We start from the raw sequence: 15,999 nt of genomic DNA on the forward strand, positions 1-15,999 counted from the left end.
CTCGTTTTCGATTCCGTAAGCATGCCATGCCGAGGATCGTGGTCAACGCTCAACGCATCAAGGTACACTCTTGAAAGACGCCGTTACAGGCAGCACCTATGAACAAACACATTTGGGGAGGACACATTCATGGAAGTACGTATGGACGGCCGCAACGCGATCATCACCGGCGGCAGCGCCGGTCTCGGCAAGGCCATGGCCCGGGAATTCGTAAGCTCGGGCGGCAATGTCGCCATCGTTGCGCGGCGTCAGGAAATTCTCGATCAGGCCAAGGCGGAAATCACCTCGGCGGGTGGCGGCAAGGTGGTGGCGATCTCGGCGGATATCCGCCAGGCATCCGAATGCACCCGTGCCTTCAGCGAAGCCCAGGCAGCGCTCGGCCAGATCGACATTCTGGTTAATAACGCCGGCACGTCCCGGCGCGGTCCGTTTCTCGACATCAGCGACGAAGACTGGCAGGAAGATTTCGACCTCAAGGTTTTCTCGGCGATCCGTTTCGCCCGCCTTGTCATCCCCGGCATGCGTGAACGGAAATGGGGGCGCATCATCAACGTGCTGAATTCCGGCGCCAAGACCCCGCCCGCCGAAGGGGCGCCGACCGCCGTTACCAGGGCTGCCGGCATGGCCATCATGAAGGTGCTGGCAAACGAGAATGCCGCGCACAACGTGCTCGTCAACTCGCTGCACGTCGGCAAGATCCGCAGCGAACAATGGGAAAAACGCCATGAAAAAGACGAGCGCGGGCTGACGCTCGACGAGTGGTACGACGAAGAAGGCAAAACCCAGCCCATGGGGCGGCTCGGCACGCCCGAGGAATTTGCCGCCATCGCGTGCCTGCTGTGCTCGGACCGGGGGTCTTATATTTCCGGTGCGGCGATCAACGTCGACGGTGGTCTCTCGAAGGCTGTGTGATCAGGTGTCGTGTGTGATCAGGCCTTCTTCGAGGGCCTTGATCTGCAACGCCAGGAAGCGGGAATAGATCCGGCACTGCGCCAGCGAGCCGGCGGTGAACCATAACCCCGGCTGCGGCGTGCGGCACCACATGTTGTTCAACTCGCCGCCGTCGCTGAATCCCCAGACCGGGCCGACCTTGTCGGCGATCTCGTCGCCCATGAACTGGCGCACGGTTTCCTGCTGCATCTTGTAGCCGGTGGCCATGACGATCAGATCGGCCTCAAGAACGGTGCCGTCCTTGAGCCGGGCGCCCTTGTCGCAGAAGCTATCGATGTCGGCATAATTGACGATATCGATTTCACCGTCGGCGATCAGTTCCGAGCAGCCGACGTCGAAATAATATCCGCCGCCGCGCTGCAGATAGCTCATCTGGAAGCCGCAGTCGTCGACCCCGTCATTGGTGCGAAAGCCGCGTGCTTCCAGTCTGTCGAGCAGGGGCTTGTCGATCTCCTTCGACATCTGCGTGGCGCGTTTGTAGGCGACCTTGAGAACCGGAAACGGGAACGATGTCGCCAGCAAGTCGCAATCGTCGATCGACGGTCCTTCGGCATACAGCAGATACACCCGCTGCGCTTCCTTAAGGCTGACGATGTGCGACGATGCGCGCTGGATCATCGTCGTCTTGACGCCGCAGGCGTGCAGGTCCTGGGCAACATCGTGCGCGCTGTTGCCGGTGCCGATGACCATCGCTTTCTTGCCGGCCCATTTGTGGCCGATTTCATAGGCGCCGGAATGCATCACCTCGCCCTTGAAATCCTTCAGCCCCGGCAGCTCCGGCATGATCGGAATGCCGCTGGCGCCGGTCGCCATGATGACGTGGCGCGGGCGGACGATACGTTCGCTGCCGTCGCTCTTTTTCAGTGTGACGATCCACTCATTCCTGTCGTCGTCGTAATCGGCCGACGTCATCTCGGTGCCGGTCCAGTAATTCAGTTCCAGCGCCTCGACATAACATTCGAACCAGTTGGCCAGCATGTCTTTCGGGATATACACCGGCCACGTCGGCGGGAACGGCATATAGGGCATGTGGTTGACGTAGACTTCGTTGTGCAGCGTCAGCGAGTGGTAGCGCTTTCGCCAGTTGTCGCCGATGCGTTCATGCTTGTCGATGATCAGCGTATCCACGCCCAGGTGCGTCAGCCGCGCCGCCACGCCAAGCCCGGCCTGACCGCCGCCGACAACCAGCACCGCCGGGTCGCGGTCTTCATAGGCGCGCTGGCGGTCGCGAAAATCCTGCCAGTTCTCGCCACCCCATTCGCGGCTGAAGGCATCGCCGCCGGCGCGCTCGGCGCTGGTGCGCTCGGGAAAACCGTTCAGCGCCTGCAACGTTGTCGACAGGGTCCAGGCGCGCCATTCATTATCCGCATCCATGTCCTCACGCAGCCGGAGCACACCCGAGCCGGTGCCGACGGCTGTTGAAAAATCGAAGATAACCTCGATGGAATCGCTGCCCGCGCGCGTCACCATGCGCGGTCCCGCGTGGTCGTCGCTGAGATGAAAATCGGAGGGTTTCGCCGTGGCCAGTGTGGCGGCCAGTTTTGCGGCGATGGCTTCAGGGCCGCTGACCGTCGCAATCCGCCAGTCGAACGCCAGAACATCGCGCCAGTGGCCGTCTTTCATGAAAAGCGCGGCGGCGGCGGCTGTGTCGCCCGATGCCAGGGCATCGTTGAACGCGGCGAGCCAGGTTTCGGCGATTTCCAGCAGCGGAAGGTCGGTATCGGCGTCTTTGGGCATGTTCGAATCCATCTCTTATTGAGGAGGCGATGGTAAGGCACAGGCCACAGGGATCAAGGGCCGAGAGACCGGTAACAGGGCTTTGCATGGTCTGTCCGCGCTATATACTTGCCCGTCAGAACTTGAATGCAAGAATGGACACATTACGTGTCATAACGGATCAAGAAGACAGAAATTCCGGGGGGACTTATGGATTACAAATGGCTCGGCAGCACCGGCGTCAAGGTGTCGCAACTGTGTTTCGGCACCATGTCTTTCGGCGGCGATGCCGATGAGGCGGAATCCGCGAAAATGTATGCCGCGTGCCGCGATCGGGGGATCAACTTCTTCGACTGCGCCAACGGCTATTCGCAGGGCAAGGCGGAAACCATCCTCGGCAAGCTGATGGCGTCCGAACGCGACGATCTGGTGATCACGTCGAAATGCTTCGTCCCCATGGGCGACGACATCAACATGCGTGGCGGCAACCGCCGCCATATCGCCACGGCCGTCGAGGCCAGCCTGAAGCGCCTGAAAACGGACCGGCTCGACGTTCTGTTCATGCACCGCTGGGACACGCAGGTGCCGCTCGAGGAAACGCTCCGCGCACTGGAAAATCTCGTCTCCCAGGGCAAGGTCATTTACCTCGGCGCCAGCAACTATACCGCCTGGCAGACCGCCAAGGGTCTCGGCATATCGGAACGCATGGGCTGGCCGCGCTTCGACGTCATTCAGCCGATGTACTCGCTGGTCAAGCGTCAGGTGGAATCCGAGATATTCCCGCTGGCGCTGGAGGAAAACCTCGGCGTCATCACCTACAGCCCGGTTGGCGGCGGCCTGCTCAGCGGCAAGTACGGTCCCGGCCAGCGCCCCGAACAGGGCCGTCTGATGACGAACAAACAGTACACCGACCGTTACGGCGAGGAATGGGTGTTCGAGACCGCCGGCAAGTTCACCGAACTGGCGAAATCGAAGGGGGTGCATCCGGTCAGCCTTGCGGTCGCCTGGGCGGCGGCACATCCGGCGGTGACGTGCCCGATCATCGGCGCCCGAAGCCTGGAGCAGCTTCAGCCGTCACTGGACTCGCCAAGCATCGACATGACGCCGGAACTGCACGCAGAGATCGCCCAGCTCGGGCGCACACCGCCGCTGGCAACGGATCGGCTCGAAGAACAGCAAAGCTGACGCGGGTGCGTCCGCGTGCGAATGGGGGAATAGCATGAAATACGCCGGGCTCGGGACCAGCGGTCTCAAGGTGTCGCCGATTTGTCTCGGTGCGATGACGTTCGGTAAACAGACCAGCCCCCAGGTCGCGGCGAAGATGGTCGGGCTGGCGCGGGACGCCGGGGTCAACTTCATCGATACGGCTGAATCCTATGTCATGGGGGAATCCGAAAAGATCGTCGGCAAGCTGATCAAGAAGGATCGGTCCGACTGGGTCGTCGCGACCAAGCTCGGCTCCAAGGCCGTTGGCGACGGCCCCAACCAGCGCGGCCTCAGCCGGGCGTGGATGATCGACGGATTGAACGCAAGCCTGAAGCGGCTTGGCACGGATTACGTCGATATCTATTACCTGCACCGGGCCGACCCGACGACGCCGCTGGTTGAAACCCTCGAGACGATGGGCGAGCTGATCCGTGCCGGCAAGGTCCGCTATTGGGGGTTCAGCAATTTCCGCGCCTGGAAGATCGCCGACATGGTGCACCTGTGCAGGGAACTGGGCGTGCCCAAGCCAGTCATCGCGCAGCCGTTCTATAACGCGATCTATCGCGTGCCGGAACTGGAATATCTGCCGGCCTGTCAAGAATTCGGCATTGGCGTTGTCCCTTACAGCCCGCTGGCGCGGGGCGTGCTGACGGGGAAATACGGTCTGGATGTCGGATCCGCCAAGGACACCAAGCGCGGCGCCGGGGAAATCGATACCTATGGCGATGTCTATACCCGCGATTGCCTGCGCATAGCGGCGAAGATCAAGGCCCGTGCCCAGGCGCGCGGCATGACGGCGGGCGACATGGCGATCAACTGGCTTTTGAACAACAGGATCGTCAGTTCGATTGTCACCGGCCCGCGTACGCTGGCGCACTGGAAAGCGTATCTCGGCGCGCTCGAGCACGCATTCACCGCCGCAGACGAAGCGTTCTTCGAAAAGCTCGTGCCGGGATGCTATCCGCTGGGAATCGGTTACACCGAACAAAAGGATCCGCCGCAGGGCCGCGTCACATATACATGAGCTAAGCGTATATCAGACAGAGTGTGATTAATTATTTATGAATAAAATTTAATCACACCGTATAAAATGCCTATTAAATAATCTGTTTTTGCCATGGCAAGCCTTGCGGTCGCCCGTATAGACCCCTTGATCCGGCCCCTGCCTCTTCCCGTTTATCCATTTTTATCAATCTTCTAGGTGCGGCCTTCGGGGTTATACACAGCGTCCCCGGATTCTTGGCCCATTTTTTGTAATGCCTTGCTGCAGTGCAACAACATCCTAGGGGAGTCACTTCATGCAAATGAGATGTAAATCACTCGTCACTGCCGGCGTTCTTGCCGCGTCCATGGCGATCAGCAGCGTCGCATCGGCGGCGGACACGATTAAGGTCGGCATTCTTCACTCGCTTTCCGGCACCATGGCGATCAGCGAAACCACGCTGAAAGACGCCATGCTGATGCTCATCGAAGATCAGAACAAAAAGGGCGGCATACTCGGCAAGAAACTTGAAGCCGTCGTCGTCGACCCGGCCTCCAACTGGCCGCTGTTCGCCGAAAAAGCCCGCGAACTCATCTCCGTCAACAAGGTTGATGTTGTTTTCGGTTGCTGGACGTCCGTTTCGCGCAAATCCGTTCTGCCGGTGTTCGAGGAACTGAACAGCATTCTGTTCTACCCGGTGCAGTACGAAGGTGAAGAAAGCCAGAAGAACGTTTTCTATACCGGTGCGGCCCCGAACCAGCAGGCTATTCCGGCTGTCGATTACCTGATGGAAGAAGGCGTAAAGCGTTGGGTGCTTGCCGGTACCGACTATGTGTACCCGCGGACCACCAACAAAATTCTTGAAGCCTATCTCAAGGACAAGGGTGTCGCCGCTGGCGACATCATGATCAACTACACGCCGTTCGGTCATTCCGATTGGCAGACGATCGTCTCCGACATCAAGAAGTTCGGCTCGGCCGGCAAGAAAACCGCTGTGGTTTCGACCATCAACGGTGACGCCAACGTACCGTTCTACAAGGAACTGGGTAACCAGGGCCTCAAGGCCGAAGACATTCCGGTCGTCGCGTTCTCGGTCGGCGAAGAAGAACTCGCCGGTCTCGATACCGCACCGCTGGTCGGTCACCTGGCTGCATGGAACTATTTCATGTCCGTCGACAGCCCGGAAAACGCCGACTTCATCAAAAAGTGGAAAGCCTTCACCAAGGATCCGAAGCGCGTATCCAACGACCCGATGGAAGCACACTACATCGGTTTCAACATGTGGGTTAAGGCCGTTGAAATCGCCGGGACCACCGACGCCGACGCGGTCATCGACTCGCTCGTCGGTGTTGCGGTGCCGAACCTGACGGGCGGTTACTCGGCGATGATGCCGAACCACCACATCACCAAGCCGGTCCTGATCGGCGAAATTCAGGCCGACGGCCAGTTCGAGGTCGTGACCTCGACGCCGGGCCTGGTCCCGGGTGATGCCTGGTCCGACTTCCTGCCGGGTTCCAAGGACCTGATCAGCGATTGGCGTGCGCCTATGTCGTGCGGCAACTTCAACACCAAGACCGGCAAATGCGGCGGTCAAGGCAGCTAAGCACATGATCGTTCGGGGGTGGCATCATGCCACCCCCGGGCATCTGCTCTTCACATCTTTACTGATGGCGGACCTGCCTCCATGAATACGCCTACAAAGACCGGAACACCCTTCTTCCTTTTCCTGTTTATTCTTTTTCTGATCTCGCCGGTGCGTGCCGACGATCTGGGCGCACAGATCGATGCTCTGGCCGAAGGCGGATTCAGTGCCCGCGCCAAAGTCATCGACGCGCTCGCGGCAACCGGCGATAGCCGCGTCATCCCGGCGCTCGAAGCGCTCGGTGACGGCAAGCTCTACCAGCAAAAACTCGGCGGCAAGGTCTTCATTACCGAAAAGACCGGCAGCCAATACAAACTGATCGATCCGCTGACGCTGGCGCCCGGCGAGACCGTCGCCAAGGGCGCGCTCAAGAAAATCAAGGTCAACAACCGGCTGCGGCGTGCCGTCCGGGACGCGCTGGGCGGGCTGCAGCTTCGCTCCAAAAAACCCGAAGACCGTATGGCGGCAGCCGAGTCCGTCTTTAAATCCAAGGATCCGAACGCCATTCCGCTGCTCGACAAGGCGCTTGCGCAGGAAGCCGATGACGCCGTGAAAAAGGTCATGCGCGAGGCGCGCGCCACGGCGGTGCTGGCGAGCGGGCTGGACGAAGCGGCCAAGCTCGACGCCATCAAAGTCCTGACCGAACGGTCCGGGCGCGATTCACGCTCGATCCTTCTGGCCTTCGCCAACACCGCCGAGGGCACGCTGAAAACCGCGGCCACCGAAGCCGCCGCGCTGATCGAACGCTCGCTCGCCGCCTGGGCGACGGCACAGAACGTCTGGTACGGCCTGTCGCTGGGCTCGGTGCTTTTGCTTGCCGCCATCGGCCTTGCCATCACCTTCGGCGTGATGGGCGTGATCAACATGGCGCACGGCGAGATGGTGATGCTCGGCGCCTATACGACGTTCGTCGTGCAGGACGTGATCCGAACGTCATATCCGCAACTGTTCGAAATTTCCCTGCTGATCTCGATCCCGCTGGCGTTCCTTGTCGCCGGCGGCATCGGCGTCGCCATCGAACGCGGCATTATCCGGTATCTGTACGGCCGGCCGTTGGAAACGCTGCTTGCGACATGGGGCATTTCACTAGCGCTGCAGCAGACCGTGCGCTCGATCTTCGGGCCGACCAACCAGGAAGTCGGCACCCCCGATTTCATGTCCGGCGCCTTCGAGATCGGTCAGATGACGATCACCTATAATCGGCTTTATATTCTTATCTTCGCGATGGTCGTGCTTTTCGTCCTCATGCTGGTCATGAAAAAAACGCCCTACGGTCTGCAGATGCGCGCGGTCACGCAAAACCGTTCGATGGCCGGGGCCATGGGAATTCGCACCGACTGGGTCGACGCGCTGACCTTCGGACTCGGCTCCGGCATCGCCGGGATCGCCGGTGTCGCGCTCAGCCAGATCGATAACGTCAGCCCCAACCTGGGCCAGTCTTATATCATCGACAGTTTCATGGTCGTCGTCTTCGGCGGTGTCGGAAATCTGTGGGGGACGCTGGTCGGCGCCATGACGCTGGGGGTCGCCAACAAATTTCTTGAACCCTTCGCGGGCGCCGTGCTCGGCAAGATCGTCGTGCTCGTCTTCATCATCCTGTTCATTCAGAAGAAGCCCCGCGGCATGTTCGCGCTCAAGGGCAGGGCGGTGGAAGCATGATGACCAACTTCATGGCCGGGGCGCTGGGACTGCGCACGTATCTGTTCATCGGCATTCTGGCGGCGGTTATCGTGACGGTCGGCATCCTCAATCTCGCCGTGCCGGAAAGCCACCCGCTGCACACCTCGACGTACGTCGTATCTCTGTTCGGCAAATATCTCTGCTACGCCATGCTGGCGCTGGCGATCGATCTGGTGTGGGGCTTCTGCGGCGTGCTGTCGCTGGGGCACGGCGCGTTCTTCGCGCTCGGCGGCTACGCCATGGGCATGTATCTGATGCGCCAGATCGGCACGCGCGGCGTTTACGGTCACCCGGAGCTGCCGGACTTCATGGTGTTTTTGAACTGGAAGGAACTGCCCTGGTACTGGTATGGCTTCGACAGTTTCTGGTTCGCCGCCCTGATGGCGGTTTTGGTGCCGGGGCTGCTGGCGTTCGCCTTCGGCTGGTTCGCGTTTCGCTCTCGCGTGACCGGCGTTTATCTGTCGATCATCACCCAGGCCATGACCTTTGCCCTGTTGCTGGCGTTCTTCAGGAACGACATGGGCTTCGGCGGCAACAACGGCCTGACCGACTTTAAGGACATCCTCGGCTTCGACGTGCAGACCGACGCCACGCGGTTCGGCCTGTTCGCGGCCAGCGGCATCGCACTGATCGCCGCCTTCCTGATCGCCCAGGCGATCGTGCATTCCAAGCTCGGCAAGATCCTGATCGGTGTTCGTGATGCCGAAAGCCGGACCCGTTTCCTTGGCTACCGGGTCGAACACTACAAGCTGTTCGTGTGGGTGTTGTCGGCGATGATCGCGGGGGTCGCAGGGGCGCTTTATGTGCCGCAGGTCGGTATTATCAACCCGTCCGAGTTCTCGCCCGCCAACTCCATCGAAGCGGTGATCTGGGTCGCCGTCGGCGGGCGTGGCACGCTGGTCGGCGCGGCGCTGGGCGCGGTGCTGGTCAACGGCGCCAAGACGATCTTCACCGGCATCCTGCCGGAAGTCTGGCTGTTTGCGCTGGGCGCGTTGTTCATCGCCGTCACCCTGTTCCTGCCGAAAGGCATCCTCGGTCTGGCGAACCAGATCATCGCCCGGCGCAAGACCCGTGCCGCGACAAGTGCGCAACCGCAACCGCAAGAGGCCGACTGATGACGCAAATGGGCGATACGCTTTTGTATGTGGATAACGTCTCCGTCAGTTTTGACGGGTTCAAGGCGTTGAACGGTCTGTCGCTGTATATCGCCGAAGGAGAGATGCGCGCCATCATCGGCCCCAACGGCGCCGGCAAGACAACGATGATGGATGTCATCACCGGCAAGACCCGGCCGGATACCGGCATCGTCGCCTTCGGCGCATCGCACGATCTGACGAAAATGGATGAAGCCGAGATCGCCAAGCTCGGCATCGGCCGCAAGTTCCAAAAACCGACGGTGTTCGAAAGCCATACGGTGTACGACAACATCCTGCTGGCGCTGGACCGGCCGCGCGGCGTGCTCAGCACCCTGTTCGACAAATCGAACGGCGCCGATCACAAGCGGATCGACGAGATTCTCGAAATTACGCGCCTCGGCGATCTCAAGAACGAGCTGGGCGCCAACCTGTCGCACGGTCAGAAACAGTGGCTGGAAATCGGCATGTTGCTGGCGCAGGACCCGATGCTGTTGCTGGTCGACGAGCCGGCCGCGGGCATGACGGATGCGGAAACCGCCGAGACGGCAAGGCTTCTCAAGGAAATCGCCAGGACCCACTCCGTCGTCGTCGTCGAACACGACATGGATTTCGTCCGCGATCTCGGCGTCAAGGTGACGGTGCTGCACGAAGGTTCCGTGTTGGCGGAAGGCTCGCTTGAACAGGTGAGCGCAAATCAGGACGTCATCGACGTGTACTTGGGGCGCTAGGAACATGCTGAACGTTGAAAACGTCGATCTTTTCTATGGCGCGGCGCAGGCGCTGAAAAGCGTTTCGTTACAGGCCGAAACCGGCAAGGTCACCTGCGTCATGGGCCGCAACGGCGTCGGCAAGACCAGTCTGATGCGCGCTGTCGTCGGCCAGCAGCCGCTGACGCGGGGCGCCGTCAAATGGGATGATAAGGATATCTCGACAATGCCCGTGTTCGAGCGTGCGCGGCTCGGGATCGCCTTTGTGCCGCAGGGGCGCGAGATTTTTCCGCTGCTTAGCGTCGAGGAAAATCTCGAAACCGGCTACGCGTGTCTGCCGCGCGGTGAGCGATCCGTGCCCGACGAAGTGTTCGAACTTTTCCCGGTGCTGAAGGACATGCTGAAACGCCGGGGCGGCGATCTGTCCGGCGGCCAGCAGCAGCAACTCGCCATCGGCCGCGCGTTGGTGACACGGCCGAAGCTGCTGATCCTCGACGAGCCGACCGAAGGCATTCAGCCATCCATCATTCAGGATATCGGCCGCGCGATATCTTATCTCAGGGATACCGGCGAAATGGCGATCGTCCTGGTTGAGCAGTATTTTGAGTTTGCGCGTGACCTTGCGGACCGCTTCACTGTCATGGACAGGGGCGAGGTTGTTCTCGCCGGCGACAAGGCGGATATGAACGAAGCCGATGTTCGACGACACCTCACCGTTTAATGCGTCCGCGATCGATGCCGCACCGGCCCTGCAACGGACCCGGGGCCGGGCCGAATGCACCTTCAAACAACGCGACGGCAAAACGGTTCTGGACCGGCTGCATCAGTCCGGGTCGTTCAAGGTCAGAATGCCGCGTCTCGATCCCGGCCAGTCCCCGGAAGCGGTTTTGCTGAACACGGCGGGCGGCCTGACCGGCGGCGACGTGCTGTCGTTCGAGGGTGGCGTCGATAGCGGGGGCGATGCGGTCTTCACGACCCAGGCCAGCGAGCGGGCGTATCGATCCATATCGGGTTGGGCTCGGGTGACGACAAAGCTTCACGCCGGGGCGGGTAGCCGTCTCGCCTGGCTGCCGCAGGAAACAATTCTGTTCGACGGCGCGCGGCTCAAACGGTCCTTCGACGTCGATCTTGCCGGCGACGCCGTACTGATCGCGCACGAGTCCGTTATTTTCGGCCGCGCCGCCATGGGCGAAGTGATACGCTCGGGCGCGTTTTCCGATATCTGGCGCATCCGCCGCGATGGCACACTGATCCATGCCGATGCGCTGCGCGTCTCGGGCGACGTTGCCGGAACGCTGGCGGGTGCTGCCGCGCTGGACGGTGCGCACGCCATGGCGACGATCCTGTACGCTGCCGCCGATGCCACGGAACGGCTGGACGCGGTACGCGAACGCATCGACACTATCACCCCCGCAACGGGCGTCGCCGGGGCCAGCGCATGGTCCGGCAAGCTGGTCATCCGCTGCATCGCCGAAAGCGGCCGGCATTTGAGAAAAATCGTGGAACCGCTGATTTCCGAACTGCGCGACGGGCAGCCGATGCCCCGCGTGTGGTCGACATAAAAGAGTGAGGAGAGGGACATGAACCTGACCCCCAGGGAAAAGGACAAGCTTCTGGTGTCGATGGCGGCGATGGTCGCCAGACGCCGATTGGAACGTGGTGTCAAGTTGAACCACCCGGAAGCGATTGCGCTGATCACCGATTACGTGATCGAAGGCGCACGCGACGGACGCTCGGTCGCCGATCTGATGGAAGCAGGGGCAAGCGTCATCACCCGCGATCAGGTCATGGAGGGCATCGCCGAAATGATCCACGACGTGCAGGTCGAAGCGACCTTCCCCGACGGCACCAAACTCGTCACCGTTCACGAACCGATCCGCTGAGGAGAACGCCGATATGATCCCAGGAGAAATCATCCCCGCCGACGGCGAGATCGAACTGAACGCCGGGCAGCCCACCGTCACCATCGAGGTTTCGAACACCGGCGACCGCCCGATCCAGGTCGGCAGCCATTATCATTTCCATGAAACCAATTCGGGCCTCGACTTCGAGCGCGAAAAAGCACGCGGCATGCGGCTCGATATCGCCGCCGGCACGGCTGTGCGTTTCGAGCCGGGGCAAAGCCGCGAAGTGACGCTGGTGCCGTTGCTGGGCGTGCGCGCCGTATACGGCTTCAACCAGAAAATCATGGGAGGCCTCGATGCCGGCTAAAATCTCACGCGCCGCCTATGCGGACATGTTCGGCCCGACGGTCGGCGACAAGGTCCGCCTCGCCGACACCGAACTTTTTATCGAGGTCGAGAAGGATTACACGACCTACGGCGAGGAAGTGAAGTTCGGCGGCGGCAAGGTGATCCGCGACGGCATGGGCCAGTCGCAGACCCCACGCGCGCTGGGTGCGGTCGATACCGTCATCACCAACGCGCTGATCGTCGATTACTGGGGCATCGTCAAAGCCGACGTCGGCCTCCGTGACGGCCACATCGTCGGCATCGGCAAGGCCGGCAACCCGGACACGCAGCCCGATGTCGACATCGTCATCGGCCCCGGCACCGAGGCGATTGCCGGCGAAGGCAAGATTCTGACTGCCGGCGGCTTCGACGCACACATTCACTTCATTTGTCCGCAGCAGATCGAAGAAGCGTTGATGTCGGGCGTCACCACCATGCTGGGCGGCGGCACCGGCCCGGCGACCGGCACCAACGCGACGACCTGCACGCCCGGCCCCTGGCATATCGGCCGCATGATCCAGGCGGCGGACGCCTTTCCCATGAACCTTGCGTTTTCCGGCAAGGGCAACGCGTCCAGGCCCGAAGGTCTTTATGAGCAAATTCTGGGCGGTGCCTGCGCGCTGAAACTGCACGAGGACTGGGGCACCACACCCGCCGCCATCGATTGCTGTCTCGGCGTTGCCGATCAGATGGACGTGCAGGTGATGATCCACACGGACACGCTGAACGAATCCGGTTTCGTCGAGAACACCGTCGCGTCGTTCAAAGGCCGCACCATCCATGCCTTCCATACCGAAGGCGCCGGCGGCGGCCATGCGCCGGACATCATCAAGGTCTGCGGCGAGGAAAACGTCATCCCGTCGTCGACCAACCCGACGCGGCCCTACACCGTCAACACGCTCGAAGAGCACCTCGACATGTTGATGGTCTGCCATCATCTGGATAGCAAAATCCCCGAAGACGTCGCCTTTGCCGAGAGCCGTATTCGCCGCGAGACCATCGCCGCCGAGGATATCCTGCACGACTTGGGCGCGTTTTCGATCATCGCGTCGGACAGTCAGGCCATGGGCCGGGTCGGCGAAGTGCTGATCCGCACCTGGCAAACCGCCGACAAGATGAAACGCCAGCGCGGCGCGCTGCCGGAAGAAACCGGCGACAATGACAACGTGCGGGTCAAACGCTACATCGCCAAATACACCATCAACCCGGCCATCGCGCAGGGCATGGCGGCGCACATCGGCTCCATCGAAGTCGGCAAACGCGCCGATCTGGTTTTGTGGTCGCCCGCGTTCTTCGGCGTCAAACCGGATATGGTGCTGATCGGCGGCACCATCGCGGCGGCGGCCATGGGCGATCCCAACGCCTCGATCCCGACGCCTCAACCTGTCCACTACCGGCCCATGTTCGGCGCCTTTGGCAAATCCCTGACGGCCAGCGGTGTGACCTTCGTGTCGCAGGCGGCTCTCGAACAGGGTTTGCAACAGATCCTCGGCGTTTCCAAGGAGATGCTGCCCGTCGCCAACACGCGCGGCGGCATTTCCAAGAAATCCATGGTCCTGAACGATTACCTGCCGCAGATCGAGGTCGATCCGGAAACCTATGAAGTGCGTGCCGACGGCGAGTTGTTAACCTGCGAGCCGGCGGACGTGCTGCCGATGGCGCAGCGCTACTTCCTATTCTGAGGTCCGTCATGCTGCGCGCCACCGACATCAAACGCAAAGGTACCTGGGACGGCATCGCCGTGGATACCGTGGTGCTCGGCTATGACGACCGTTATCGCCGGCGCATGGCGATGACCGGCACCGGCGGGTTGGGCTTCGTGCTCGACATGGCAAGCGCCAGCGTTCTCGCCGACGGCGATGCGCTGGTCCTCACGGACGGACGGCTGGTTGCGGTCAAGGCCGCCGCCGAGCCGTTGTTGGAAATCACCTGTGCCGACCCGGTGCATCTGGCCCGTGTCGCCTGGCATCTCGGCAACCGGCATCTGCCGACCGAAATCGACGGGACGCGTATCCTGATCCGCGAAGATCACGTCATTGCCGACATGGTGCGCGGGCTGGGCGCCGACGTGAAGCGTGTAGACGCACCCTTCACGCCGGAAGGCGGCGCGTATTCGGGCGGTGGACATCACCATCATCACCACGACGACGAGGACAGCGACGGGCACGGTCATCATCACGCAGGACACCATCATGGATAATGCCCATGAATAATTCCGGTCTTTATCGCCTGATGGCGTGGCTGTCGCCGAGCTATCCGGTCGGTGCCTTTGCCTATTCGCACGGCATCGAGTGGGCGATCGAGGACGGCCGCATCCGCGACGAAGCTACCCTCGCCCATTGGATCGGCGGCATCGTCCGCTTTGGCGCCGGGTGGAGCGACGCCGTACTGTTTTCGGAGACGTATGCCTGTGACGGCGATGCCGCGGCACTCGGTGCGTTGAACGCGTTCGCCGTCGCGCTCGCGCCGTCGTCGGAACGGCATCTGGAAACGACGGCGCAGGGCACCGCGTTCCTCAAGGCCACAAGGGACGCCTGGCCATGGGACGGCGTCGAGGACATCAAGGCCTCGCTCGGTGCCGAAATCGCCTATCCGCTCGCTGTCGCCGCCGCCGCGCACGGACACGGTATCGACAAGGCACCGGCGATCCATGCCTACCTGCACGGCTTCGCCGCCAATCTGGTATCGGCGGGCGTGCGGCTGATCCCGCTCGGTCAAAGCGCCGGACAGCGCGTGCTGGCCGGATTGGAGGGCGTCATCGACGAAACTGCGGCTGCAGCCCTGGAAGCCACGCTCGACGACGTCGGCGGCATCGCGGTGCTTAGCGATATCGCCGCCATGCAACACGAAACCCAATACACGAGGTTATTCAGATCATGAGTTCTTCGCATAACGGACCTTTGCGGGTCGGAATCGGCGGGCCGGTCGGCTCGGGCAAGACGGCATTGATGGAGCGGTTATGCCAGACCTTCCGCGACGTCTATGACATCTGCGCCATTACCAACGATATCTATACCAAGGAAGACGCGCTGATCCTCAACCGCGCCGGCGCGCTGCCGGAGGAACGCATCATGGGCGTCGAAACCGGCGGCTGTCCGCACACCGCAATCCGCGAAGATGCGTCGATCAACCTTGCCGCTATCGACACCATGAATGCCAAGTTCCCGAACCTGGACCTGATCCTGATCGAAAGCGGCGGCGACAACCTGGCGGCGACCTTCTCGCCGGAGTTGGCCGATATCACGATTTATGTGATCGATGTATCGGCGGGCGAAAAAATCCCCCGCAAAGGCGGCCCCGGCATCACGCGCTCCGACCTTCTGGTCATCAACAAGACCGACCTGGCGCCGTTGGTCGGCGCCTCGCTCGAAGTCATGGACAGCGACACCAAGCGCATGCGGGCAGACCGGCCCTATGTCTTCACCAACATGAAGACCCGCGACGGCGTCGACACCATCGCCGATTTCATCGTCGCCGCCGGCGGGCTCGGCCCGGTTTCCCTGGATAAGCCGCTATCTCAAACGCAATAAGGGCTTATCGACGGCTCTGTGATAAATGATTGCGGATTATTAGAAGCTTACCTCCCGGTATTCTCGCCATGCACCGATTGCGGCGGAGTCTTATGAGTAAACGGCGACCCCTGAGCAATGTTCGAACTTTTTTGTGTCTCCGTCGCAGAAATCCAAACAAAACGCCGGTGCAAGGGTTGCGGCTCGCACCGGCGGCAGGGAAACTGTCAGCGATGATT

General features: G+C 61.5%; 16 protein-coding genes. 15 read left to right on the forward strand and 1 reads right to left on the reverse strand.

The window, feature by feature from the left end:
* Window positions 1-129 precede the first annotated feature (129 nt).
* Entirely contained in the window at window positions 130-912 is a 783-nt protein-coding gene (locus tag L2D14_05350) for an SDR family oxidoreductase (GenBank protein WNK00852.1), read from the forward strand.
* On the opposite strand, the gene L2D14_05355 is transcribed toward L2D14_05350, so the two are convergent.
* Complete coding sequence (locus L2D14_05355) at window positions 913-2,688, reverse strand: NAD(P)/FAD-dependent oxidoreductase (protein WNK00853.1); 1,776 nt, start codon at window positions 2,686-2,688, stop codon at window positions 913-915.
* Between the two features lie 189 nt (window positions 2,689-2,877).
* Here L2D14_05355 and L2D14_05360 point away from each other — a divergent pair, with 189 nt between their 5' ends.
* The 14 genes from L2D14_05360 (at window position 2,878) to ureG (ending at window position 15,781) form a co-directional block, all read left to right on the forward strand.
* Window positions 2,878-3,852 (forward strand): aldo/keto reductase, encoded by a 975-nt coding sequence (locus L2D14_05360; protein ID WNK00854.1) that lies wholly within the window; start codon window positions 2,878-2,880, stop codon window positions 3,850-3,852.
* Window positions 3,853-3,886: 34 nt separating this feature from the next.
* Complete coding sequence (locus L2D14_05365; GenBank protein WNK00855.1) at window positions 3,887-4,897, forward strand: aldo/keto reductase; 1,011 nt, start codon at window positions 3,887-3,889, stop codon at window positions 4,895-4,897.
* Window positions 4,898-5,222: 325 nt separating this feature from the next.
* The gene (urtA, locus tag L2D14_05370; protein ID WNK01651.1) at window positions 5,223-6,458 is read left to right on the forward strand and encodes an urea ABC transporter substrate-binding protein; all 1,236 of its coding nucleotides are present in this window, start codon (window positions 5,223-5,225) and stop codon (window positions 6,456-6,458) included.
* Window positions 6,459-6,539: 81 nt separating this feature from the next.
* Window positions 6,540-8,156, forward strand: coding sequence for an urea ABC transporter permease subunit UrtB (gene urtB / locus L2D14_05375; protein ID WNK00856.1), 1,617 nt, complete (start codon window positions 6,540-6,542; stop codon window positions 8,154-8,156).
* A complete protein-coding gene (urtC, locus tag L2D14_05380) occupies window positions 8,153-9,292 on the forward strand; it encodes an urea ABC transporter permease subunit UrtC (GenBank protein WNK00857.1) in 1,140 nt (379 codons plus the stop codon). Before urtB ends, urtC begins: the two co-directional genes overlap by 4 nt.
* Window positions 9,293-9,300: 8 nt before the next feature.
* Window positions 9,301-10,041, forward strand: a complete 741-nt coding sequence (gene urtD, locus L2D14_05385) for an urea ABC transporter ATP-binding protein UrtD (GenBank protein WNK01652.1) — start codon at window positions 9,301-9,303, stop codon at window positions 10,039-10,041.
* A gap of 4 nt (window positions 10,042-10,045) precedes the next feature.
* Complete coding sequence (gene urtE, locus L2D14_05390) at window positions 10,046-10,741, forward strand: urea ABC transporter ATP-binding subunit UrtE (protein WNK00858.1); 696 nt, start codon at window positions 10,046-10,048, stop codon at window positions 10,739-10,741.
* Window positions 10,716-11,582 (forward strand): urease accessory protein UreD, encoded by an 867-nt coding sequence (locus L2D14_05395; protein WNK00859.1) that lies wholly within the window; start codon window positions 10,716-10,718, stop codon window positions 11,580-11,582. Before urtE ends, L2D14_05395 begins: the two co-directional genes overlap by 26 nt.
* Window positions 11,583-11,600: 18 nt before the next feature.
* Complete coding sequence (locus L2D14_05400; protein WNK00860.1) at window positions 11,601-11,903, forward strand: urease subunit gamma; 303 nt, start codon at window positions 11,601-11,603, stop codon at window positions 11,901-11,903.
* A 13-nt stretch (window positions 11,904-11,916) separates the two neighbouring features.
* Window positions 11,917-12,231, forward strand: coding sequence for an urease subunit beta (locus L2D14_05405; GenBank protein WNK00861.1), 315 nt, complete (start codon window positions 11,917-11,919; stop codon window positions 12,229-12,231).
* Complete coding sequence (ureC, locus tag L2D14_05410) at window positions 12,221-13,933, forward strand: urease subunit alpha (GenBank protein WNK00862.1); 1,713 nt, start codon at window positions 12,221-12,223, stop codon at window positions 13,931-13,933. The genes L2D14_05405 and ureC overlap by 11 nt, the downstream gene beginning before the upstream one ends.
* Before the next feature lie 8 nt (window positions 13,934-13,941).
* The gene (locus L2D14_05415; GenBank protein WNK00863.1) at window positions 13,942-14,451 is read left to right on the forward strand and encodes an urease accessory protein UreE; all 510 of its coding nucleotides are present in this window, start codon (window positions 13,942-13,944) and stop codon (window positions 14,449-14,451) included.
* 5 nt (window positions 14,452-14,456) lie between these two features.
* Window positions 14,457-15,131: an urease accessory protein UreF gene (locus L2D14_05420; GenBank protein WNK00864.1), complete on the forward strand. Its 675-nt coding sequence runs from the start codon at window positions 14,457-14,459 to the stop codon at window positions 15,129-15,131.
* On the forward strand, window positions 15,128-15,781 hold the full coding sequence (gene ureG / locus L2D14_05425; protein ID WNK00865.1) for an urease accessory protein UreG: 654 nt from the start codon (window positions 15,128-15,130) through the stop codon (window positions 15,779-15,781). Before L2D14_05420 ends, ureG begins: the two co-directional genes overlap by 4 nt.
* Window positions 15,782-15,999 lie beyond the last annotated feature (218 nt).

Source organism: Thalassospiraceae bacterium LMO-JJ14, from assembly GCA_021555105.2.
GTDB lineage: Bacteria > Pseudomonadota > Alphaproteobacteria > Rhodospirillales > Casp-alpha2 > UBA4479.